This is a genomic window from Micromonospora sp. WMMD987, from assembly GCF_029581435.1.
Lineage (GTDB): Bacteria > Actinomycetota > Actinomycetes > Mycobacteriales > Micromonosporaceae > Micromonospora > Micromonospora rifamycinica.
On sequence record NZ_CP120861.1, the window covers coordinates 5,312,975 to 5,336,351 of the forward strand.

General features: G+C 74.4%; 18 protein-coding genes. 8 read left to right on the top strand and 10 right to left on the bottom strand.

Translation table 11 applies throughout. The features are described 5' to 3' along the window. Positions 1–316: 316 nt before the first annotated feature. Entirely contained in the window at positions 317–1,603 is a 1,287-nt protein-coding gene (gene aspS, locus O7612_RS22345; protein ID WP_282267119.1) for an aspartate--tRNA(Asn) ligase, read from the bottom strand. A gap of 360 nt (positions 1,604–1,963) precedes the next feature. Between aspS and lipA the strand changes: the two genes are divergently transcribed. From lipA to O7612_RS22360, 3 genes are all read left to right on the top strand, one after another. Beyond that, entirely contained in the window at positions 1,964–3,013 is a 1,050-nt protein-coding gene (lipA, locus tag O7612_RS22350) for a lipoyl synthase (protein ID WP_282267121.1), read from the top strand. A gap of 274 nt (positions 3,014–3,287) precedes the next feature. Beyond that, entirely contained in the window at positions 3,288–4,844 is a 1,557-nt protein-coding gene (locus O7612_RS22355; protein WP_282267123.1) for an NAD(P)/FAD-dependent oxidoreductase, read from the top strand. A 167-nt stretch (positions 4,845–5,011) separates the two neighbouring features. Then, entirely contained in the window at positions 5,012–5,701 is a 690-nt protein-coding gene (locus O7612_RS22360; RefSeq protein ID WP_282267125.1) for a DUF4191 domain-containing protein, read from the top strand. A gap of 475 nt (positions 5,702–6,176) precedes the next feature. On the opposite strand, the gene O7612_RS22365 is transcribed toward O7612_RS22360, so the two are convergent. Next, complete coding sequence (locus O7612_RS22365; protein ID WP_282273999.1) at positions 6,177–6,560, bottom strand: RDD family protein; 384 nt, start codon at positions 6,558–6,560, stop codon at positions 6,177–6,179. Between the two features lie 406 nt (positions 6,561–6,966). Here O7612_RS22365 and glnA point away from each other — a divergent pair, with 406 nt between their 5' ends. After that, positions 6,967–8,391, top strand: a complete 1,425-nt coding sequence (gene glnA, locus O7612_RS22370; protein ID WP_067313152.1) for a type I glutamate--ammonia ligase — start codon at positions 6,967–6,969, stop codon at positions 8,389–8,391. Between the two features lie 15 nt (positions 8,392–8,406). Here glnA and mptB (O7612_RS22375) read toward each other — a convergent pair whose 3' ends face one another. Both mptB (O7612_RS22375) and mptB (O7612_RS22380) read right to left on the bottom strand, forming a co-directional pair. Then, on the bottom strand, positions 8,407–9,894 hold the full coding sequence (gene mptB, locus O7612_RS22375) for a polyprenol phosphomannose-dependent alpha 1,6 mannosyltransferase MptB (protein ID WP_282267128.1): 1,488 nt from the start codon (positions 9,892–9,894) through the stop codon (positions 8,407–8,409). 11 nt (positions 9,895–9,905) lie between these two features. Next, complete coding sequence (gene mptB, locus O7612_RS22380; RefSeq protein WP_282274000.1) at positions 9,906–11,339, bottom strand: polyprenol phosphomannose-dependent alpha 1,6 mannosyltransferase MptB; 1,434 nt, start codon at positions 11,337–11,339, stop codon at positions 9,906–9,908. Positions 11,340–11,383: 44 nt separating this feature from the next. Between mptB (O7612_RS22380) and O7612_RS22385 the strand changes: the two genes are divergently transcribed. Further along, positions 11,384–13,099: a hypothetical protein gene (locus tag O7612_RS22385; protein WP_282267130.1), complete on the top strand. Its 1,716-nt coding sequence runs from the start codon at positions 11,384–11,386 to the stop codon at positions 13,097–13,099. Positions 13,100–13,149: 50 nt separating this feature from the next. Here the strand turns inward: O7612_RS22385 and O7612_RS22390 are convergent, their stop codons facing one another. After that, positions 13,150–13,773 carry an XRE family transcriptional regulator gene (locus O7612_RS22390; RefSeq protein ID WP_282274001.1) on the bottom strand — a complete coding sequence of 208 codons (624 nt, stop codon included), beginning with the start codon at positions 13,771–13,773 and terminating at the stop codon, positions 13,150–13,152. 308 nt (positions 13,774–14,081) lie between these two features. Between O7612_RS22390 and O7612_RS22395 the strand changes: the two genes are divergently transcribed. After that, positions 14,082–15,797, top strand: coding sequence for an FAD-dependent oxidoreductase (locus O7612_RS22395; protein ID WP_282267132.1), 1,716 nt, complete (start codon positions 14,082–14,084; stop codon positions 15,795–15,797). Positions 15,798–15,819: 22 nt separating this feature from the next. On the opposite strand, the gene O7612_RS22400 is transcribed toward O7612_RS22395, so the two are convergent. Together O7612_RS22400 and O7612_RS22405 are read right to left on the bottom strand one after the other, a co-directional pair. After that, positions 15,820–18,831, bottom strand: coding sequence for a bifunctional [glutamine synthetase] adenylyltransferase/[glutamine synthetase]-adenylyl-L-tyrosine phosphorylase (locus O7612_RS22400; RefSeq protein ID WP_282267134.1), 3,012 nt, complete (start codon positions 18,829–18,831; stop codon positions 15,820–15,822). 1 nt (position 18,832) lies between these two features. Continuing rightward, positions 18,833–19,597: a type 1 glutamine amidotransferase gene (locus O7612_RS22405; RefSeq protein ID WP_282267135.1), complete on the bottom strand. Its 765-nt coding sequence runs from the start codon at positions 19,595–19,597 to the stop codon at positions 18,833–18,835. 182 nt (positions 19,598–19,779) lie between these two features. Here O7612_RS22405 and O7612_RS22410 point away from each other — a divergent pair, with 182 nt between their 5' ends. Together O7612_RS22410 and O7612_RS22415 are read left to right on the top strand one after the other, a co-directional pair. Continuing rightward, the gene (locus tag O7612_RS22410; RefSeq protein WP_282267137.1) at positions 19,780–20,715 is read left to right on the top strand and encodes an LD-carboxypeptidase; all 936 of its coding nucleotides are present in this window, start codon (positions 19,780–19,782) and stop codon (positions 20,713–20,715) included. Positions 20,716–20,919: 204 nt separating this feature from the next. After that, positions 20,920–21,396, top strand: coding sequence for a hypothetical protein (locus tag O7612_RS22415; protein WP_282267138.1), 477 nt, complete (start codon positions 20,920–20,922; stop codon positions 21,394–21,396). Positions 21,397–21,511: 115 nt separating this feature from the next. Here the strand turns inward: O7612_RS22415 and O7612_RS22420 are convergent, their stop codons facing one another. From O7612_RS22420 to O7612_RS22430, 3 genes are all read right to left on the bottom strand, one after another. Continuing rightward, on the bottom strand, positions 21,512–21,886 hold the full coding sequence (locus tag O7612_RS22420) for a VOC family protein (RefSeq protein ID WP_282267140.1): 375 nt from the start codon (positions 21,884–21,886) through the stop codon (positions 21,512–21,514). Between the two features lie 146 nt (positions 21,887–22,032). Continuing rightward, positions 22,033–22,725 (bottom strand): WYL domain-containing protein, encoded by a 693-nt coding sequence (locus O7612_RS22425; protein WP_282267142.1) that lies wholly within the window; start codon positions 22,723–22,725, stop codon positions 22,033–22,035. Positions 22,726–22,811: 86 nt separating this feature from the next. Further along, positions 22,812–23,237 carry a DUF350 domain-containing protein gene (locus O7612_RS22430; protein WP_282267144.1) on the bottom strand — a complete coding sequence of 142 codons (426 nt, stop codon included), beginning with the start codon at positions 23,235–23,237 and terminating at the stop codon, positions 22,812–22,814. Between the last annotated feature and the right edge of the window lie 140 nt (positions 23,238–23,377).

Here is a 23,377-nt window from a genome sequence, read left to right on the forward strand (position 1 = left end):
CAGCGTAAGAAGAGCGACAGGTAGCACCTACCTCTCTCCCCCACTTTGCTCTGCTGCCCTAGAGGCACCGCATGCGGAAGGTGACCGTCGCGTCGATGGCAGCAGAGCAAAGTGGGGAGGGGCAGGTGGGTGGGCTAGGGAGAGGTAGCAACGAAACCCCTGTTCAGCGGGGTGCGGGCTGAGACATGATCAAAGTGGGCTTCACACACACGCCGCACCGATCACGGAGAGCAACCAACGGTGACACCGGTGTGGCCACTACCCAGAGTGCACGTCCGGCGGGCGACCGCGACCGGCCGGGCAGACCCTCGGCGGCTCAGGGGGTCAGCCGGTGCAGGTCGCGCGGGAAGGCGGTCACCTCCCGGACGTTGGCCGCGCCGACCAGCCGGGCCACGAAGCGCTCCAGGCCGATCGCGAAGCCGCCGTGCGGCGGCATCCCGTGCCGGAACGCGTCCAGGTACCCGGCGTACGGCTCGACCGGCTCGCCACACGCCGCGAGCGCTGCCAGGTAGTCCGGGTGGCGGTGCAGCCGCTGCCCGCCGGTGACCAGCTCCAGACCCCGGAAGAGCAGGTCGAAACCGTTCGAGTACGCCGGCCGGGCCGGGTCGGGATGGGTGTAGAAGGGCCGCTTCGCCATCGGGTACCCGGTGACGAAGAGGAAGTCCGACCCGTGGGTGGCGCTGGCCCACTCCCCCAGCGCCCGCTCGTGGGCGGGGGCGAGGTCGGGCTCGTCGGGGGGTGCGCCGGCGATCCGCAGCGCCTCGGTGAAGTGCACGGCCGGGATCTCGACCGGCACCTCGGGCAGGGTCGACCCCAGGGTCGCCACCGCGCCGCCGGCCCGCCGCGCCACCTCGGCGAGCATCCCGGCGAGGGTGTCCCGGAGCACCGCCATCACGTCCCGGTGGTCGTCGACGAAGCCCAACTCGACGTCGAGCGAGGTGTACTGGGCCAGGTGCCGGACGGTGTCGTGCGGTTCGGCCCGGAACACCGGCCCCACCTCGTAGACCCGTTCGAAGACGCCCACCATGAGCTGCTTGTAGAACTGCGGCGACTGGGCCAGGTAGGCGGGCCGACCGAACCAGTCGAGGGTGAAGACGTCCGCCCCGCTCTCGGTCGACGTGGCGACCACCTTCGGGGTGTGCACCTCCACGAAGTCGCGGGCGTCCAGGGTCGCCCGGAAGCCGGCCACCGCCGCCGCCGCGATCCGCAGGGCCGCCGCGCGGGTCGGGTGCCGCAGCGCCACCGGGGCGTGGTCGAGCTGGGTGGGCAGGGTCGCGGTGAGCGCCGGCCGGTACAGGTCGAACGGGGGCGGCACGGCGGGCGGGCCGAGCGGTCGTACCGTCGGGTCGGTCAGCTCGACCCCGGCGGGCGCGGTGCCGTTCGCGGTGACCGTGCCGACCACCTCGACCACGGTCTCCTCGGGCAGCGCCGTCACGGCGGCCCGGACGGCCGGGTCGGTGACCACCACCTGGGTCAGGCCGGCGGCGTCCCGGACGATCAGGAAGGCCACCGACTTGAGCAGTCGGCGGCGGTGCACCCAGCCGGCGACCCGCCCGGTCGCGCCGACACGGGTGGACAGGTGGGCGGAAAGGATGCGTTGCACGGCGGTTACCTCCTCGATCGAATCGCAACGCGATCCCCGGGAGGTGTGGGCGAGCGGGAACCTCGCGGTGCCACCACACCTTCGCCCCCACCGTGGCGGGGGCCTCATTCGTCGCCTTTTCACCGGGGCCAGCCGGGCGGGCTCTACTGGGCGTGCGGACACGCCGTTCTTCCCGCGGCTCGGGAGGGTCTTCGCGCCCCGGCGTCAGACCGCCTTCCAGCGACCGGCGGCTCTCTGCACTGGCGGATCGGGGCGGTACTCGGCTCCGTCACAGCTTCGCCGGGCACGCTAGCACCCGTCCCGGCGGCCTGTAACGGGCTTTTCCGGCCGGTCGGTGTCCGGTGTCACAAGACCCGGGACGTGACGCCGGTCGCCCGACGTGCATCGATCGCCACCGTCGGGCGTAGGCTCGTTTTCGTGACGATCGAGCACTCCGCGCCGACGACCCAGCAGGCAGCGCGCTCCGCGACGGTCGCCCCCGAGGGGCGACGGATGCTGCGGATCGAGGCGCGCAACGCCGAGACGCCGATCGAGCGCAAACCGCCGTGGATCAAGGTCAAGGCCAAGATGGGGCCGGAGTACACCGAGCTGCGCGGGCTGGTCTCGCGCGAGGGGTTGCACACCGTCTGCCAGGAGGCCGGCTGCCCCAACATCTACGAGTGCTGGGAGGACCGGGAGGCCACCTTCCTCATCGGCGGCGACCAGTGCACCCGGCGCTGCGACTTCTGCCAGATCGACACCGGCAAGCCGGCCGAGTTCGACGCGGACGAGCCCCGCCGGGTCGCCGAGTCGGTCGCCACGATGGGCCTGCGGTACGCCACCATCACCGGGGTGGCCCGCGACGACCTGCCCGACGGCGGCGCGTGGCTGTACGCCGAGACCGTCCGGCAGATCCACGCGCTGCGCTCCGGCTGCGGCGTCGAGCTGCTGATCCCCGACTTCAACGCGGTCCCCGAGCAGCTCGCCGAGGTGTTCGGCGCCCGGCCGGAGGTGCTGGCGCACAACGTCGAGACGGTGCCCCGGATCTTCAAGCGGATCCGCCCGGCGTTCCGCTACGAGCGCTCGCTCGACGTGATCCGGCAGGCCCGCGCCGACGGCCTGGTCACCAAGAGCAACCTGATCCTGGGCATGGGCGAGGAGCGGGCCGAGGTCTCCCAGGCGCTGCGCGACCTGCACTCCGCGGGCTGCGAGCTGATCACGATCACCCAGTACCTGCGGCCCACCCCCCGGCACCACCCGGTGACCCGCTGGGTCAAGCCGGAGGAGTTCGTGGAGCTGCGCGAGGAGGCCGAGGAGATCGGCTTCGCCGGGGTGATGAGCGGACCACTGGTGCGTTCGTCGTACCGCGCGGGGCGGCTCTACCAGCAGGCCCTGACGGCCCGCCGGGACGCCTCGGTCACCGTCGGCTGACAGCCCGCCGGAACGCCTCGATCGGCTTCGGCTGACGGTGCCTCGGTGCCGTCGGCCGGCCCGGGACGCCACCGGGGTACGCCCGCACGACTCCACCGGCCACCGCGACGAACGCTGGGCATTCGGATGTGTCGATCTTCTCAGACGTCGGCGGCACCCGCAAGGGGTGGTGGGCGGCAGCTCGGCGACGATTCGACGACGCTCCCCGAGCAGGGCGAGATCGTGTTAGATTCCGCCAGCCCCGACCTCCAACTCATCGATGGTGGTGTCTTTGATGGCGCAGCCGCACACGGTTGTCATCGGCGCCGGCCCCGCCGGTCTCACCGCCGCGTACGAGTTGACCCGTAGACACGCCCCGGTCGAGGTGGTGGAGGCCGACGACGTGGTGGGCGGGATCAGCCGCACGGTCGAGCGGGAGGGCTGGCGGTTCGACATCGGCGGGCACCGGTTCTTCACCAAGGTGTCCCGGGTCGAGGCGTTCTGGCACGAGGTGCTCCCCGAGGACGACTTCCTGCTGCGCCCCCGGATGAGCCGGATCCACTACCAGGGCCGACTGTTCGACTACCCGCTGCGGGCCGGCAACGCGCTGCGCAACCTCGGCGTGTGGGAGGCCTGCCGGTGCGTCGGGTCGTACCTGTGGGCACGGGTCCGTCCGCCGGCCGACCAGAGCCACTTCGAGGGCTGGGTGTCGGCCCGGTTCGGCGCCCGGCTGTACCGGATGTTCTTCAAGACGTACACCGAGAAGGTCTGGGGCATCCCCGCGACGGAGCTGCAGGCGGACTGGGCGGCCCAGCGCATCCGTAACCTCTCCCTCGGCGCGGCGATCCGCGGCGCGCTGCTGCCCCAGCGGGGCGGCACCGAGGTGACCAGCCTGATCGAGGAGTTCCGGTACCCCCGGCTCGGCCCGGGGATGATGTGGGAACGCTGCGCCGAACTGGTGGTCAAGGGCGGTGGGACGGTCGAGCTGGAGACGGCGGTGCGCACCGTGCACCGGGACGACGGCCGCGCGGTCGCGGTGACCGTCGCCGGCCCGACCGGCGAACGGCGGATCGCCGCCGACCACGTGGTCTCCACCATGCCGATCTCGGCCCTGGTCCGGGCGATGGACCCGCCCGCGCCGCAGGCGGTGCGCGAGGCCGCCGACGCGCTGCGGCACCGCGACTTCCTGACCGTGGCCCTGGTGGTGCCGACCGAGGCCGGCTTCCCCGACAACTGGATCTACGTGCACACCCCCGGGGTGCAGGTCGGCCGGATCCAGAACTACGGCGCCTGGTCGCCCGAGATGGTCCGCGACGGCGGCACCTGTCTCGGCCTGGAGTACTTCGTCAACGAGGGTGACGAGCTGTGGTCGACGCCCGACCCGGAGCTGGTCGCCTTCGGCACCGCCGAGCTGGAGCGGCTCGGCCTGGTCCGCCCCGGCTCGGTCACCACCGGCTACGTGGTACGGATGCCCAAGGCCTACCCGGTCTACGACGAGGGGTACGCCGAGGCCGTCGAGGTGATCCGCCGCTGGCTCGCCGAGGCCGTGCCGAACGTGCACCCGGTGGGCCGCAACGGCATGCACCGGTACAACAACCAGGACCACTCGATGCTCACCGCGATGCTGGCCGCCGAGAACATCCTGGACGGCACCGACCACGACGTCTGGGAAGTCAACGTCGAGGAGGACTACCACGAGGAGGGCGGCGCCGACAGCACCGGCCACAGCGGCACGGGGCAGGGCGGCACCGGGCACAGCGGCACGGGGCAGGGCGGCACCGGCCGGGCCGCTCCGGTCGTGCCACGCCCGCGCACCGCGCCGCCGGCCGGGGACCGGTCGCCCACCGGCTGACCACCGGCGGAACCGGCCGGGCCGGTCCCGGAACCGGTCCGGTCCCGCCGCGCCGCCGGCCGGATCGACCCCGCTCGCGGTGGTCCCGCCACCCGGGACAGCCCGGCCCGCCGCCGACCGACCGGCCGGGGATCATCCGTCCTGGCGGGGACCACTAGACTCGCGGCATGGCGAAGCCCCAGGAGAAGGTCTCGTTCGGCCAGCGGCTGAAGCAGATCGGGATGGTGTTCAGGTTCACCGCCAAGCAGGACCGGTGGTTCGCGCCGCTGGCCGCCGGAGCGGTGCTGATCCCGCTCGCGCTCACCGTGGTCGCGGTGATCCTCTGGGGCTGGCTCTGGCTGCCGATCGGCATCCTGTTCACCCTGCTCGCCGTGCTGGTCGTGCTCAACCTGCGGTCCAACAAGGCGATGATGAACGCCGCCGAGGGGCAGCCCGGCGCGGCGGCGCAGATCATGGAGAGCATGCGCGGCGACTGGCGGGTCACCCCGGCGGTCAGCTCCACCACCCAGATGGACATGGTGCACCTGGTGATCGGCCGGCCCGGCGTGATCCTGCTCGCCGAGGGCAACCCGCAGCGGGTACGCGGCCTGCTGGGTCAGGAGAAGCGTCGGCTGGCCAAGGTGATCGGCTCCGCGCCGCTGCACGACTACGTGATCGGCCAGGGCGAGGGTGAGCTGCCGATCCGTAAGCTACGGATGACCCTGATGCGGCTGCCGCGCACCCTGAACGGCAAGGACGTCAACTCGCTCGACAAGCGGCTCAAGGCCCTCACCGCCCGCCCGCAGATGCCCAAGGGCGCGATCCCGAAGAACATGCGGCCCCCGGGCCGCGCGTTCCGCCAGACGCGGGGCCGCTGACCCCTACGTCGTACGCCCCGCCACCTGCCGGCCGTCGGCCGCCACCCGCCGCCTGTCGGCCGCGCACCCGGCCCGCTCCAGCCCCCGTGCCCGCGCCTGCTCGCCCCGTGCCCGCGCCCGCGCCCAGGCGTGGTCCTCTCCGCAGTGGGGGTCGACTGTTCATGATCGTGCTGGATCCTGGTTGTAGTGGTCTCGCAGCGGTCGGATGCCACTACAACCAGGATCGAGCACGATCACGCGGCGGGCAGGCGCGGGCACGGGGCGAGCAGCGCGATCAGCGCGTGGCGGGCAGCGCGATCAGCGCGTGGCGAGCAGCGCGATCAGCGCGTGGCGGGCAGCGCGATCAGCGCGTGGCGGGCAGCGCGATCAGCGCGTGGCGGGCAGCGCGATCACGTGGCGGGCGGGGCGGGCAGCGCAATCACGCGGCGAGCAGCGCGATCACGTGGCGGGCGGGTGGGGGGCGGGGCGATGGCGATCACGTGGTGGGGCGGGGGGCGTCGGCGATGACCGCGCTGGACAGCCGGTCGTGCAGGCCACGACGGTGCTCGTCCATGATCAGGGGCGGCACCACCAGGGCCAGGAGCAGGCCGCGCAGGAATGCCCGGGGTATCCCGATCCGCCCGCCGTCGGACCAGTCGAGGCAGCGCAGCCGGGTGATCCACATGCCGGGGGTCTGGGCGAACAGGCCGAGGAAGAAGCCGTACTCGACGACGAGCACGGCCACCGGGGCCCAGCCGTCGCGGACCGGGTCGGCGAAGAAGTTCGACACCAGCAGGCAGAGCACCCAGTCGATCACCAGGGCACCGAACCGTCGGCCGAGGCCGGGCGGGGTGAAGGCGGGGTCGGTGGCGGGCGGCACCGGTGCCGCGGGCGGACTCGTCACGGTGGTCAAGGGTAGTCAGCACCGGCCCGCCGTCGGTCAGGGGCGGTCAGCACCGGCCCGCCGTCGGTCAGGGGCGGTCAGCACCGGCCCGCCGTCGGTCAGGGGCGGTCAGCGGTTGCCGCTGCCGCCCGCCCGCCCGCTCACCAGGTGGACAGGCAGGGTATTCCTGCAGTCTATGCAAATTCGGTCTAATCACTACGAATGGCGACACAGCGCTGCACCCGGTATCGTCCGAACGGACAACCCGGCGGGTACTGAGCGGCGCAGATGACGCTCCGCTAGCGGCGTAACACGGCAGAAACATTGGAGACACGGGCGAGCAACCCCACGGTCATAGCGTCGCCAGAGCCCAGCCACCGGAGTGGACGTGCCAGGAGGACGTGTGTTTGCCAATCCCGAGGAACTCCTGCGATACCTCAAGAACGAGGACGTAAAGTTCGTCGACGTACGTTTTTGTGACCTGCCCGGCGTGATGCAGCACTTCAATCTGCCGGTGGAGTCCTTCGACGACAGCGTCTTCACCGACGGTCTCGCGTTCGACGGTTCGTCGATCCGCGGTTTCCAGGCGATCCACGAGTCGGACATGCTCCTACTCCCGGACGTCGCGACCGCCTTCATCGACCCGTTCCGGGCGCAGAAGACCCTCGCGCTCAACTTCTTCATCCACGACCCGTTCACCCGTGAGGCCTACTCCCGGGACCCGCGCAACGTGGCCAAGAAGGCTGAGGCCTACCTCGCCGCCAGCGGCATCGCCGACACCGCGTACTTCGGTGCCGAGGCCGAGTTCTACATCTTCGACTCGATCCGCCACGAGACCTCCGCGCACCAGTCGTTCTACTACATCGACTCGATCGAGGGCGCGTGGAACAGCGGGCGCGAGGAGGCCGGCGGCAACCGCGGCTACAAGACCGCGTACAAGGGCGGCTACTTCCCGGTGCCGCCGGTGGACCACTACGCCGACCTGCGTGACTCGATCGTGCGTCGCCTGGTCGACGGCGGCTTCACCGTGGAGCGTTCGCACCACGAGGTCGGCACCGCCGGCCAGTCGGAGATCAACTACAAGTTCTCCACCCTGCTGCACGCCGGCGACCAGCTCCAGCTCTTCAAGTACATCGTGAAGAACGAGGCCTGGGCCAACGGCAAGACCGCCACCTTCATGCCCAAGCCGCTCTTCGGCGACAACGGCTCCGGCATGCACACCCACCAGAGCCTCTGGCTCAACGGTGAGCCGCTGTTCTACGACGAGACCGGCTACGCCGGCCTGTCGGACATGGCCCGCTGGTACATCGGTGGTCTGCTGCACCACGCGCCGTCGCTGCTGGCGTTCACCAACCCGACGGTCAACTCGTACCGCCGGCTGGTGCCCGGCTACGAGGCCCCGGTGAACCTGGTCTACTCGCAGCGCAACCGCTCCGCCTGCACCCGCATCCCGGTCACCGGCGCCAGCGCCAAGGCCAAGCGGGTCGAGTTCCGGGTGCCGGACCCGTCCAGCAACCCGTACCTCGCCTTCTCGGCGATGATGATGGCCGGGCTGGACGGCATCAAGAGCAAGATCGAGCCGCCGGCCCCGATCGACAAGGACCTCTACGACCTCCCGCCGGAGGAGTGGGGCGACGTCAAGCAGGTGCCGGGCTCGCTGCCGGAGGTGCTCGACGCCCTCGAGGCCGACCACGACTACCTGCTCGACGGTGGCGTCTTCACGCCCGACCTGATCTCCACCTGGGTCAGCTGGAAGCGGGCCAACGAGGTCGACCCGGTGCGCCTGCGCCCGACCCCGCACGAGTTCGCCATGTACTTCGACTGCTGAGGCCCACCTCGACGGTCACGTTCCACCGGCCGGGCCGGCGTCGCCTCCGCGACGCCGGCCCGTTCCGTTCTTCCAGCCGCCCCGCAACGCGCCCACCAGGACCGCCACCACCAGGGCGGTCATCACGATCGCGCCGGGCGCCTTGGTGTACCGGGCGACCGTGGTGCCGTCGGGCAGGGTGAGGAAGGCCGCCACCGCCGCAGGCGGCACCACCGGGGTCGTCCGGGTCGCCGACACCGCGAGCAGCAGCAACGGCCAGGTCACGTACCACGGGTGCAGGACCGGGGCGAGCAGCACCGTCGCCGCCAGCGCCAGCCCCGCCCCGAGCAGGGTGACCCGGGGCCGGGCCGCGGCCAGCCGGTGCACCCGCTGCCGGACGTCGTTGAGCCGGCGCAGCGCCGTCCACGCCCGCCACCAGAGCACCGCCAGCAGCACCACCAGCGCGAGCAGGCCCACCGCCCGGGTCACCGGCACCGCGTCCGGCTGCCGACCGGCCAGCTCACCGACGTAGTCGATCACGAAACCCACCGCCGTCGGCGGCGACGTCCACTGCTGCGAGTCCCCGCTGCGGGCCAACCCGGCCACCCAGCCCAGCCCCAGCCCGGACAGCGCCGAGACGGCCGCCAGAGTGACCAGCACCGCCCCGGCCAGCCGGCCGCCGTCGCGCAGCAGGCCCCGCCAGGTGTACCGGCCGTGCAGCGCCGTCAGGGCCGCGAAGGGCAGCACCACCACCGCGGTCGCCTTCACCGCCACCGCCAGCCCCAGCAGCACCCCGGCGACGAGCAGCGCCCGCGTCCGCCCGGGTGACCGGACCAGCACCAGCAGGCCGAACAGGAGCAGGCCGAGCATCACCGCGTCGTTGTGCGCGCCGGCCACCAGGTGCACCCCGACCAGCGGCGAGGCCAGCCCCAGCCAGGCCGCCCGGCGGGTGGGCACCCCGGCGGCGCGGGCCAGGCCGGGCAGGCAGAGCGCCACCAGCAGCACCCCGGCCACCGCGTACAACCGCAGCACCACCAGGGTGCCGACCAGGGTGCCGCCGAGCCCGGCGGCCAGCGCGGCCAGCAGCACGAAGGCCGGGCCGTACGGGGCCGGGGTGTCCCGCCAGATCGGCGCGACCGACTCCACCCACGGGCAGCCGGCCGCCGCCACCCCCACCCGGTACGGGTCCTGTCCGGCCGCGTACGACCAGCCCTGGCAGGCGTACGAGTAGACGTCCCGGCTGGCCAGCGGCGGGGTGACCAGCAGCGGCAGCGACCAGAGGCCGGCGGTGGCGTACGCCCACCGGGTCGACGGGGCACCGGCGCGCAACGCCCACCAGGCGACCACCATCAGCGCCGTCCCGACCAGCCAGCACGACACCGCCGCCGGGCCGTCCGACGCCCGCCACGGACCGGTCGGCGGCACCGCGGGCAGCGCCCCGCCCAGCCAGCCGGCCACCGCGAGCAGCACCGCTCCGGTCAACCCGAGATAGCGCGCCGAGCGCGCCCCGCCCGGTCCGGTCACCGGCCCTCTCCTCAGTCGGCGGTCGAGACGGCGGTGGCGGGCCGCCGGGCCGCCCGAGCCGACCGTACCAACCGGACGGCCACCACGATCACCAACAGCGTCATCAGCGGGGCACCGGGCATCTTGGTGAACCGGGCCAGCCCGGTGCCGTCGGGCAGCACCAGGAACGCCGAGATCAACGCCACCAGCGCGAACCACCGCGTCGAGTGGCGGGTCGTCGCGGCGAGCACCGCCATCGGCCAGAGCCAGTACCAGGGGTGGAACAGCGGCGCGAGGGCCACCGTCGCGGCCAGCGCCAGGCCGGCGTGCCAGAGCGGATCGCGGGTGCGGGCCCGCCACCACAGCCAGACCAGCAGCACCGCCAGCACCGCCATGCCGATCGTCCGGGTCACCGGCAACGCGTCGACGTCCGCGCCGAACAGGGCGGCGACGTAACCCGCGGTCTGCCCGACCGCGGTCGGCGGCGACGTCCAGGCGATCACCAGGCCGCCCTGTTCCAGGCCGGCGATCCACCCGAGGTCCAGGCCCGCCGCCAGGGTCGCGCCGACCACCGCGACCAGCGCGCCGCCGGCGACCGGCAGGCCGTCGCGCCACAGCGCCCGGATCCGGTACGGCCCGACCAGCGCGGCCAGTACCGCGAACGGCACCACCACCAGGGCGGTCACCTTCACCGCGCCGGCCAGGCCGAGCAGCACCCCGCCGGCCAGCAGCGGCCAGCGCCGACCCGGGTTGGCCGCCACCACGGCCAGCCCGGCGGCCAACAGGCCGATCATCAGCGCGTCGTTGTGCGCCCCGGAGATCAGGTGCACCCCGACCAGCGGGGAGGCCAGCGCCAGCCAGAGCGCCCGCCCCACCGGCACCCCGCAGCGGCGGGCCAGCACCGGCAGGCAGGCCGCGGCCGTGGCCACCCCGAGCACCGCGAGCACCCGGAACAGGGCGATGTTCACGGTCAGCGCGGTGTCGGTGTCCAGTGACCCGGTGACCCGGACGATCGCCCCGGCGAGCAGCACGAAGAGCGGCCCGTATGGTGCCGGGGTGTCCCGCCAGATGTAGGAGATCGTGTCGATCCAGGGGCAGGGCAGCGCCGACACACCCTGCTCGTACGGGTTGATCCCGGCCACGTAGCTGGCGCCCTGGCAGGAGTACGCGTACACGTCCCGGCTGCCCAGCGGCGGCGCGAACAGCAGCGGCAGCACCCAGAGCCCGGCGGTGACCAGTGCCCACCGGGCCGACGGCACCCGGTCGCGCAGGGTCCACCACGCCCAGGCCAGCAGCCCGGTGCCGACCAGCCAGAGGGCCAGCACGAGCGGCCCGTGCCGGCTCTGCCAGATGGTGACCGGGGTGGGGCGCAGCTCCGACCCCGGCAGCGCGCCCCCGAGGTACGCGGCGACGGCGAGCAGCACCGAACCGGACAGACCGAGCCAGCGGGACAGGTGGTGAGGCACGTCCGTCATGCTGCCAGTAGCGTGATCGCGGACCGGAGGTGGGCATGCGGGGCAACAGGGTGGTGGGGTCGGCCACCGGTCTCGCCGTCGTGCTCGCCGGGGTGTGGCTGGCGCTGCCCCGGCTGGGCTCGGACCTGTCCGCCCAGGTGGCCCGCGCCGACTTCTTCGCCGCGCACGGCTTCGCCCTGGTCGACGTGCGCTGGTACGCCGGCATCCAGCCGTTCGGCTACAGCCTGGTCTCGCCGCCGCTGATGGCGACCCTCGGGGTACGGCCGACGGGCGCGCTGGCCCTGGTCGGCTCGGCCGCCGTGTTCGCCGCCCTGCTGGTACGGACCGGTGTGCCCAGGCCGCTGCTCGGCAGCCTGGTCGGGGTGCTGACGATCACCGGCAACCTGGTCTCCGGCCGGGTCACCTACGCCCTCGGGGTGGCGTTCGGGCTGGTCGCCCTGCTCGCCCTGACCCTGCCGACGACCGACGCCCCGGCCGGGACGCCGTCGGCCGACCGGAGCGCGCCTCGGACGGCCCGACCGGGCGGGCGCTGGACGGCGGCCCGACCGGGCGGGCCTCGGCCCGGCAGGGTCAGGCGCTGGGCGGTCGGACCGGGCCGGCGTCGGGTCCGGGTCGTGCTGGTGGCGGTCGGCGCGCTGGCGGCCTCGGCGACCAGTCCGGTGGCGGGTCTGTTCGTCGGCCTGGCCGGGGCGGCTTTGCTGGTCGACCGCCGGTACGCCGACGGCCTGCTGCTCGGCGGCGCGGCGGCGGTACCGCTCGCGGTCACCGGGCTGCTGTTCGGCGAGGGCGGCTGGATGAACATCAGCCGCACGGACACCCTGCGGTCGGTCACCGTCAGCCTGCTGGTGGCGGCGCTGGTGGCGTACCGGCCGGTGCGGGTGGCGGCGTTGCTGTCAGCGGCCGGGGTGCTGGCGGCGGCGCTGGTGCACACCCCGGTCGGGCTGAACGCGACCCGGCTGGTGACGATGTTCGCGCTGCCGGTGCTGGCGGCCGCCGCCCGGCCACCCGGCTGGCTCACCGCCCGGCTGCCGCGCCGCCGGGCCGGGTGGACCGGCGCGGTGGCGTTGGCCACGTTGCTGGCGGTGGTGTGCTGGTGGCTGCCGCCGGTGGTCGCCGCCGACCTGCGCAGCGCCGACGATCCGACCGCTGACCGGAGCTACTTCGACCCGCTCGCCGCCGAGCTGGGCCGGCGCGGGCTCACCGGCCGGGTCGAGGTGCCGCCGACCCGCAACTACTGGGAGGCCGCGCAGCTGGGCGAGGTGCCGCTGGCCCGGGGCTGGCTGCGGCAGGTCGACATCGGCCGCAACCCGCTCTTCTTCACCACCGTCCCGGGGGCCGCCGGCACCGGTGTCCCGTTGACCGCCGACAGCTACCGGGCCTGGCTGGACGAGTACGCCGTGCAGTACGTCGCCGTCCCCGACGCGCCGCTGTCCTGGGTGGGGCGGGCCGAGGCGGAACTGGTCGACGCGGGTCTGCCGTACCTGACCCGGGTCTGGTCGGACCGGCACTGGCGGCTGTACGCGGTGACCGACCCGACGCCGCTGGTCGCCGCGCCCGGGGTGCTGGTCCGACAGGACGCCGCCACGCTGACCGTGCGCACCCCCACCGCAGCACAGGTCCTGATCCGCATCCACCACACCCCCTGGCTGACCGTCCCACCACCCGCCACCCTCACCTCCCGAGGCCCCTGGACCCTCCTGACCACCCCCACCCCCGGCACCTGGACCCTCACCTCCGCCCCGGCGAATTGATCAAGAGGTTCGGGTCAGGGATCCCGGGCAGGATCACGCAAACCTCTTGATCAACGCGGCGGGGTGGGGCGGGCGCGGACGTGGAGGCGTTCTCCCTGGGCTCCGAAGAGGCTGAGCAGCTCCGCGGGAGCGTCGAACGGGTTACCGAACCAGTGCGGGGTACGGGTGTCGAACTCGGCCACCTCGCCGGTGTCGAGGGTGAGATCGTGACCGCCGAGCAGCAGCCGGACGCGGCCGGACAGCACGTAGAGCCACTCGTACCCCTCGTGCACCTGCCGGGTCGGCTCGCCCACCGGCGCCCCGGGCGGATACATCATCTTGTACGCCTGGATGCCACCCGGACGGCGGCTCAGCGGCACGATGCTGACCCCGTGCCGGAGCACCGGCCGACGGTGCACCCGGGGATCGCCGATCTGCGGCGTGCCGACCAGGTCGTCCAGCGGAACCCGGTGGAAGCCGGCCAGGGCGAGCAGGAGCTCCAGGGTGGGTCGCCGGCCACCCGACTCCAGCCGGGACAGCGTGCTGACCGAGATCCCGGTCGCCGCCCCGAGCTGGCTCAGCGTCACGCCGCGCTGCTGGCGCAGCGCCCGCAGTCGTGGTCCCACGGCGGTCAGCACCTCCTCCGGAACGACGGCCGGTGTCCCGTCCGGGACGGCCCAACGCCCCGGCCCCACCCCGGCCACCCGCTTCGGCCCGGATCCGCGCTCCACCAGAGAATCCCGCCCCGGCCCGGATCCGCCGCCTGTCCGCGAATCCCGGTCCGGCCCGCCGCCGACCTGCGGCTCCCGGTCCGGCCCAGGGTCACGGCCGGTCCGCAGGTTCGCGGGTCGGGCCGCCGACCGGGGCCGGGCTTCCTGCTCGGCGCGCTCGTCGGTCACCGCCCCAGTTTGCCATTCCGGCAACGATGTTTGGCAGTTCGACGATCCGGGGGCACGATCCGGGGCGTCGGTGGGACGGACCCACCCGCGAGGAGGCAGCGATCATGACGTACCCGGTGGTACACGACGTGGTGGTGATCGGCGGCGGTGCGGCCGGGCTCAGCGGCGCGCTCGCCCTGGGCCGCTTCCGCCGCGACGTGGTGGTGGTGGACGGCGGCGCCCCGCGCAACGCCCCCGCCGACCACGTACACAACTTTCTGACCAGCGAGGGCATGCCGCCCGCCGAGCTGTACGCGACGGGCCGTGCCGAGGTGGCCCGCTACGGCGTCACCGTCCTCGACGGCACGGTGACCGCCACCCACCCGGCCGACGCCTCGGAGCCGGCCGGCGACGCCGGCCCGGCCCGGTTCGCGGTCACCCTGTCCGACGGCCGTACGCTGCACGCCCGGCGACTGCTGGTCACCACCGGCCTGGTCGACGAGCTGCCCGGGGTGCCGGGCCTGGCCGACCGGTGGGGGCGGGACGTGCTGCACTGCCCGTACTGCCACGGCTGGGAGGTGCGGGACCGGGCCGTCGGGGTGCTCGCCACCGGGCCGCTGGCCGCCCACCAGGCGCTGCTGTTCCGTCAACTCACCGACGACGTGGTGGTCTTCACGCACACCGCCGGCCCGGTGCCCGCCGACGAGGCGGAGAAGCTCGCCGCCCGGGGTGTCACCGTGGTCGACGGCGAGGTCGCGGCGGTGGAGGTCGACGCCGACCGGCTGACCGGCGTACGACTGCGGTCCGGCCGGGTGCTGCCCCGGGAGGCGCTGGTGGTGGCCCCCACGTTCGACGTCCGGGCCACCTTCCTCGCCGGGCTCGGGCTCGCCACCGAGGATTTCGGGGTCGGCGGGTACGTCCTCGGCACCCGGCTCGCCTCCGACGCCACCGGCGCGACCGCGGTGCCGGGGGTGTGGGCGGCCGGCAACGTCACCGACCCGCAGGCCACCGTGATCGCCGCCGCCGCGGCGGGCCTGAAGGCCGCCGCCGCGCTCAACGCCGACCTGATCGACGAGGACACCACCCGCGCGGTGGCCGCCCACCGGGCCGCCGCGGCAACCGGGGTGCCGGCGACCGACCGGCCCCACCACACCGCGACGCCCGGTGCCGGGCGGCCGGCGGCCACCCCCGTCGGGGCGGGTGCCGACGGCGACCCGACGGTCGACGAGGAGACCGCCCGGCACTGGGACGAGCTGTACCGGGGCCGGGAGCGGCAGTGGAGCGGGCGGCCCAATCCGCACCTGGTCGACGTGGTCGGCACGCTGCCCGCCGGAACCGCCCTCGACCTGGGCTGCGGGGAGGGCGGCGACGCGGTCTGGCTGGCCCGGCGGGGCTGGCGGGTGACCGCCGTCGACGTCTCCACCACCGCCCTGGAGCGGTCGGCCGCCGCCGTGACGGCCGCCGGGGTGGCCTCCCGGGTCGAGTTCCGCCGGCACGACCTGGCCCGGAGCTTCCCGACCGGCGCGTTCGACCTGGTCTCCGCGCAGTTCCTCCAGTCACCCCTGGACTTTCCCCGGACCGAGGTGCTGCGGGCCGCGGCACGGGCGGTGGCACCCGGCGGGCGGCTGCTCGTGGTCGAGCACGGCGCGGTGCCGCCCTGGGGCAACCCCGCGCATCGTCACCTGCGGTTCCCCACCCCGCAGGAGACCCTGGCCGACCTCGATCTCGACCCGGACAGGTGGCACGTCGAACGGCTGGACGCGCCGCAGCGGGAGGCCACCGGCCCGGGCGGCCAGACGGCCACCCTGGTCGACCACCTGCTGCTGCTCCGCCGCCGGTGACGGACCCGCACCGGCGGCGGGCTCAGCTCTCCAGGACCCGCTGCATCGCCGTCCGGGACCGCCGGGCGGTGCGCAGGTAGTCGTCGAGGAACTCCCCCGGGTCGTCCGCGCCGAGCAACCGCACCACCCCGGCCAGCTCCACCCCGTGCCGGGGGAGCTGGTCGCCGGCCCGGCCCCGGACCAGCATCAGCGCGTTGCGGACCTGCGCGGCGAGGGTCCACCCGGCGGCCATCGCGGCGGCGTCCGCCGGATCGACCAGCGCGGCGTCCCGCGCCGCCGCGAGGGCATCGAGGGTACGCGTCCCGCGCAGCTGCGGGTACGCCCCCGCGTGCCGGAGCTGGAGCAGTTGCACCGCCCACTCGACGTCGGCCAGACCACCCCGCCCCAGCTTGGTGTGGGTGGCCGGGTCGGCGCCCCGGGGCAGCCGCTCGTTCTCCACCCGGGCCTTGATCCGCCGGATCTCGACGATCTGCTCGCGGGTCAGCCCGTCGGCCGGATAGCGGACCGGGTCGACCATCTTCTCGAACTCGGTGCCCAGGTCGGCGTCGCCGCAGACGAACCGGGCCCGCAGCAGCGCCTGCGCCTCCCAGACCCGGGACCAGCGGGCGTAGTACTGGGCGTAGGCGGCGAGGCTGCGGACCAGTGGCCCCTGCCGACCCTCCGGGCGCAGGTCGGCGTCGACCCCGAGCGCCGGGTCGGGGGCCGGGGCGCCCAGCAGCCGACGCAGTTCCTCGGCGATGGCGTGCGCGGTGGCGCTGGCCGTGCTCTCCGTCGTCCCGGCCGGCGCGTCGTAGACGAAGAGCACGTCGGCGTCGGAGAGGTAGTTGGACTCGTAGCCGCCGAGGCGACCCAGGCCGATAACCGCGAACCGCAGGCCGGGCAGCTTCGGCTGGGCGGCCCGGACGGCGCGCAGCGCGGCCGACAGCGTGGCGTCGGTGACGTGGGACAGCCCGGTGCCGACCCGGGTGACGTCGGCGAGCGGACCGGCCGGTGCGCCGCGCTCGGGGCGCGGGGCCAACCCGCCGGCCCGGCTGAGCACGTCGGCGCAGGCGATCCGGACGAGTTCCCGGCGGCGCAGCGCGCGGACCGCCCGGGTCGCCTCGACCGGATCGGCGTGCCGGGCGGCGGCGGCGGCGAACCCGTCGCAGAGCACCTCCCGGGGCCGGGGCGTCAGCTCGTTCTCCTCGGCCAGCAGCCGCAGCGCCTCCGGTTCCCGGGCCAGCAGGTCGGCCGCGTACCGGGACGACGACAGCACCCGGGCCAGCCGGCGGGCCACCGGGCCGGAGTCGCGCAGCAGCCGCAGGTACCACGGGGTGCTGCCGAGGGATTCGGAGACCTGTCGGTAGTTGAGCAGTCCCCGGTCCGGTTCGGGCGCGTCGGCGAACTCGCTGAGCAGCACCGGCAGCAGGGTGCGCTGGATCGCGGCGGTCCGGCTCACCCCGCCGGTGAGGGCCTGGAGGTGCCGCAGCGCCCCGGCCGGGTCGGCGAAACCGAGGATCTCCAGCCGGTGCCGGGCCGCCTCCGGGGTGAGCCGCAGGCCGTCGGCGGGCACCCGGGCCACCGACTCCAGCAGCGGCCGGTAGAGCAGTTTGGCGTGCAGCCGGCGTACCTCGGTGGCGTGGGCGACCCAGTCGACGCGGAAGCTCTCCACGGCGCTGCGGCCCGGGATCGCGGCGTAGCCGAGCGCGGCGGCCAGCCAGCGCAGCGCGGCCGGCTCGGTCGGCACGGTGTGGGTGCGCCGCAGCGCCTGGAGCTGGAGCCGGTGCTCGACGCCGCGCAGGAAGCGGTACCCGCGCAGCAGCGCCTCGCCGTCGGCCCGCCCGACGTAGCCGCCGGTCACCAACGCGCGCAACGCCGGCACGGTGCCCGGCACCCGGAGCGACTCGTCGCCCCGGCCGTGCACCAGTTGCAGCAGCTGGACGGCGAACTCGATGTCCCGCAGGCCGCCCGGACCCCGCTTGATCTCGCGGTCCAGCTCCTTCGGCGGGATGTTGTCGATGATCCGGCGGCGCATCGCGCGCACGTCGGAGACCGCCTCGGGGCGCTCCGACGCCCGCCAGACCAGCGGGGCGAGGGCGTCGACCCACTCGCCGGCCAACGCCAGGTCACCGGCGGCCGGCCGGGCCTTGAGCAGCGCCTGGAACTCCCAGGTGCGGGCCCAGCGCTGGTAGTAGGCGAGGTGGCTGGCCAGGGTGCGGACCAGCGGCCCCCGGTTGCCCTCGGGACGCAGCGCGGCGTCCACCGGCCAGGCGACCAGCCCGCAGACGTGGATCAGCCGGGCCGCGACGGTGGTCGCGGCGGGCAGGTCCTCGTCGGTCGCGGCCACGAAGATCACGTCGACGTCGGAGACGTAGTTCAGCTCGTCGCCGCCGCACTTGCCCATCGCCACCACGGCCAGCCGGGGCCGGGGCGTCCCCGCCGGCAGCTCGCCCACCGCGATCTCGTACGCCGCCGACAGGGTGGCGTCGGCCAGCGCGGAGAGCGCCGCCATCACCTGTTCCAGGCCCCGCCCGCCGGTCAGGTCGGCCGCCGCGATCCGCAGCAACGCCAGCCGGTACGCCTGCCGCAGCACCGCCACCGGCGCGGTGGCGGTGGTCAGCCGCCCGGCGAGGGCCAGGTCGAGCCGGCCGTCGGCGACGGGGGCCAGCCCGTCCGGGGCGGTGCCGAGCACCGTCCACTGGCCCGGGTTGGCGACCAGGTGGTCACCCAGGGCGGAGGACGCCCCGAGGACGGCGATCAGCCGACGCCGCAGGCCCGGGTCGGCGGCGAGCGCGGCCAGCACCGCCGACCCCGCCGCACCGGCGGTCCGCCGCTCGGTCTCCACCATCCGGTGCAGTTGGCGCAGTGCCAGATCCGGATCGGCGGCCCGGGAGAGCGCGGCCAGCAGGTCGGCCGCCGCCCGGTCGGCGGGTTCCTGCTCGTCGGCCCGCCACAGCCCGAGCCCGTCCGCGCCGAGCAGGTCGGCGGCGCGCGGACCGCCGTCGCCCTCGGCGAAGCCGTAACGGGCCAGCCGTCCCCTGGTCGGTCTGCTCATCTCAATGGCCGAGCAGGGGGAGGCTGCGGCGGGTGTCGTCGTCCAGCTCGCCGAGGGCGAGGGCGGCGAACCGGACGGCGAACGGCTGCCACACCTCCTCGACGTCGGCCATCACCCGGTCGCAGGCGGCCACCACCAGGTCCTCGTCGTAGCCCAGCTCGGCGAGCAGTTCCGAGCCGTGCGCCCACTCGGCGATCATCGCGGTGTCGCACTCGATGTGGAACTGGAGACCCCAGGCCCGGTCACCGAGCCGGAACGCCTGGTGCGGGTAGCGGGTCGAGGCGGCCAGCAGGGTGGCGGCCCGGGGCAGCTCGGTGATCTCGTCGGCGTGCCACTGGAGCACGTCCGGGATCAGCGGCACGTACCGGAACAGCAGGTCGCTCTCGGCGGCGTCGCGCCGGCCGACCACCCCCGGCCCCGCCTCGGGGCCGGACGGGCTGCGCTCGACCAGGCCGGCGTGCGCGGTGGCCAGCAGTTGCGCGCCGAGGCAGACGCCGAGGGTCGGCACCCGGTGCCGGACGGCCTTGCGCAGCAACCCCTCCAACCGGGGGAACCAGGGCGCCCCGGGGGCGCCGTCCGGTGCCGGGTAGGCGTGCTGGTCACCGCCGAGCACCACCAGCGCCACGTACCCGGTCAGGTCGTCGGGCAGGTCGTCGCCGACGTGCGGGCGCAGCACCCGCAGGTCCAGACCCCCCTCCACCAGCCAGTCCCCCAGCCGCCGGGGGTCGTCGGTCGGGTCGTTCTCGATCACCAGTGCGGTTCCCACGCCGTCGAGGCTATCGGGTACGTCGACGGCCGCCCGGGACGCCTCGCGTCGGCCGACGGCCGCTCCGTCCCGCGCCTGGTCGCTGCGCCGACGGCCGCTCCGTCCCCGGGCCGGGTCGCTGCGCCGACGGCGGCTCCGGAACGGCGCGGTCCGGAACGGCCGGGCGGCTATGCTCGGCCGCTGTGACCGCCGACGACCCGTCCGTCCTGCGCCCGCCCGTGCTGCGCGAGGGCGACACGGTGATGCTGGTCTCGCCGTCCGGCCCGACCCGTCCGGAGCGGGTGGCGCGCGGCATCGAGCTGCTGACCGGCTGGGGGCTGCGGCCGGTGGTGGCTCCCCACGCGTACGCCCGCCGGGGCTACCTCGCCGGGGAGGACGCGCTGCGCGCCGCCGACCTGAACACCGCCTTCGCCGACCCGCAGGTGCGCGGGGTGATCTGCACCCGGGGCGGTTACGGCGCACAGCGGGTGGTCGACCTGATCGACATGGCCGCCGTCCGGCGGGATCCGAAGGTGGTGGCCGGTTTCTCCGACATCACCGCCCTGCAGTTCGCGCTCTGGCGGGGTGCCCGGCTGGCCGGTGTGCACGGTCCCGGGGCGGCCTGGGTCGACGAACGCACACCGCTGCGGTCGGCGCAGTCGCTGCACGCCGCGCTGATGACCACCGCCCCGGTGACCGTCAGCGCGGTGCCGGAGGAGACGACGTATCCGGTCCGGGTACCCGGGCGGGCGGTCGGGCGACTGATCGGCGGGAACCTCTGCCTGATCACCGCCACCCTCGGCACCCCGGACATGCCCGACCTGACCGGGGCGGTGCTGCTCGTCGAGGAGGTGCAGGAGCCCCCGTACAAGGTCGACCGGATGCTCACCCACCTGCGCCGCGCCGGAGCGCTGGACGGCCTGGCCGCCGTGGCGGTCGGCCAGTTCACCGACTGCGCCGACGGGTGGGACACCACCGTCGTGGACGTCCTCACCGACCGCCTGGGCGACCTGGGGGTGCCGGTCCTCGGCGGCCTGCCGATCGGCCACGGCCCCGGGCAGCTCACCGTCCCCGTCCACACCCGGGCCACCCTGGACACCACGACCGGCACCCTCACCCTCACCCCCGCCGTCCGGTAACCCGTCCCCACCCCCCTTTTCGCCCGCTCCGGCGATCGACCGGCTCGGGCAGCCGGAAAGCGCATTCCTGACCTGAACCCCTTGATCACCGGACCGCAACGGCGGAACTTTCAGCTGGGGGACAGGATCGGGACGGGGTTTTCCCAGGTTCGATGGTCACTGTCGGTGACGACAACGCATCACCACCGACGTACTGGAGGACCGATGTCCCGCACGATGTCGAAGAAGCGCCTGTTGGTCGGCCTCGCCGCCGCCGGCGTGCTCGGGGTGGGGATCGCCGCTCCCACGGTGGCCTTCGCCGAGGGTGGGTCCACCCCGACGCCGAGCGCCAGTAGCGAGGCCGGGAAGGGCACCGACCGGCAGTCCGAGCGCGCCGACCGGCAGCACGAGTTCGCCGAGGCGCTGGCCAAGGAGCTGGACGTGGACACCGACAAGGTGACCGCCGCGCTGGAGAAGGTGCGCGAGCAGCACCGGGACCGGGCCAAGGGTGAGCGGCCGGAACGGCCGTCGGCCGAGGACCGGCAGGAGAAGCTGGCCGAGCGGCTGGCCCGGGCGGTCAAGGACGGCAAGCTCACCCAGGAGCAGGCCGACGCGATCACCAAGGCCGTCGAGTCCGGGGTCTTCCCCGGTCCGGGTGGCCCCGGCCACCGTGGCGGACCGGACGGTCCCGCCGGCAGGTGACCCACGCCAGCCACCCCGCCGGCAGGTGACCCGTCGCCGGCCACCCGGCCGGTGATCGACGCGGCCGGGGCGGTGTCGCGGTGGCCTCGGTCACCGCGACACCGCCCCGGCCCGATCAGGTGGTGGTCGGCTGGGAGAAGACGCCGAGCAGGTTGCCCGCCGGGTCGCACAGCCGGGCACGGGTCAACCCGCTCGGCGTGGTCCCCGGCGGCGTCAGCACCGTGCCGCCGGCCGCCTCGGCCCGCCGGCACGTCTGCGCCACGTCGCTCACCTCGGCGTACAGGATCGCGTAGCCGGGTTCGCCCTCGGCGAGGACCCGGATCCCCCCGCCGATGCCGGTCGGCTGCCCCGCGGTGGTCGTCTGGTAGGACGCACCGCCGGCCGCGCCCTCCTCCGCGAAGGTCCAGCCGAACAACTCGGCGTAGAACCCCCGCGCCTCCTCCGGCCGGTCGGTGCCGATCTCGAACCAGGTGATGGGTGTGCTGGTCACGCGTTGCCTCCTGTTCCCCGCCCCGGCCGGGCGGCCGGTGGTCACGGCGGCCAGCCTGCCGGGTCTCCGCGACACCGTCCTGTCGGTGTTTGCGGAAGACTCCCCGGCGGTGACCCGCTCGCGGACCCGGCTTCCCCGGACCCGCCTCACACCAGGGTCAACCGGTGTACCCGCTCGGGCGGGACGTCCAGGTCGTCGGCGCGGAACTCCCGGGTGACCAGCTCCGGCGACGTCTCCACCCCGACGATCCGGTCGGTGCGGAAGCAGCGCGGCCCGCCGCGGAGCCGACACCAGGCGAACAGGTACCAGTGTCGGCTGTTGCCCAGGTAGCCCAGCGGCTCGACCTCGCGTGCGGAGGCCACGCCGCGACGGTCGGCGTACCGCAGGCGGAGCACCCGGCGGGCGGAGACCGCACCGGCGACGACGGCCGGGACGGAGGTGGCCGGCCCGCCGCCGATCAGCAGCACCCGGCCGGCGAGCAGACGCGCGTCGGCGGCATCGGCGGCCGGCAGCACCGCGAGCAGTTTGCGGAGTGCCGTGCCGCCCGCCTCGGCGAACGGAGTGCCGGCGAGCCGGTGCAGGGCCACCGCCATCGCCACCGCCTCGACCGCGGTCAGGTTGACCGGTGGCAGGGTGTGCGCACGGTCGACCACGTAACCGCCGGTCCGGCCCGGCTCGGCCCAGATCGGCACGCCGGCCCCCTGGAGGGCGGCGATGTCCCGTTCGACGGTGCGGGTGCTCACCTCGAAGCGGCCGGCCAGCCAGCGGGCGCTGCGCGGCCTGGGCGCCACCGCCCGCAGCTCTTCCACCAGGGCGTAGAGACGGTCCGTTCGGTTCACCACCGCACGCTACGACGGGGGTACGACGAACCACGCCGACGCCGTCGACCAGCCGGCGCACCCGAACCGGTCGCGCCGCGGGTCGGTCAGGCGATGCAGGCGCAGACGATCAGGGCCGCCCCGAAGTGGGTGGCGGCACTGACCCGGGCCGCCGGGTGCGGCTCGTCCGAGCAGATCACCTCGCCGAGCTTGCCCGGCGTGAGCAGGTCGAGCACGCCGAAGGCCAGCGCCATGACGGCCAACCCGATCAACCCGAAGATCACCGTCGAGGCGAGCCCCTTGGCGAAGTCGTCGTAGCTGGTCACGATCGCCGTGAAGACGATGCCGGCGACACCGAGCTGGTTGGCGGCCAGCAGCAGCCCGGCGTTGCCGTTACGCCGAACCCAGATCAGCTCGCGCAACTTACCCGGGGTGAGCATGTCGACCAGCACGAAGCCGGCCGCCATCAGCGCCACCCCGACGACACCGAACACGACGCTCTGCCATGCTCCGGTGAGCAGATCCTCCAGCACCGACGGCCTCCCGACCTCCTGCGCCCGGCGCGGGTGCCGGCACGGTGATCGAGACGATAGCGGCACCGCACCACCACCGACAGCCCCCGGACCGGCCGGGACGCGGCCCGTCGGTGCGAGCGGGCCGCCGCCGGCCCCGG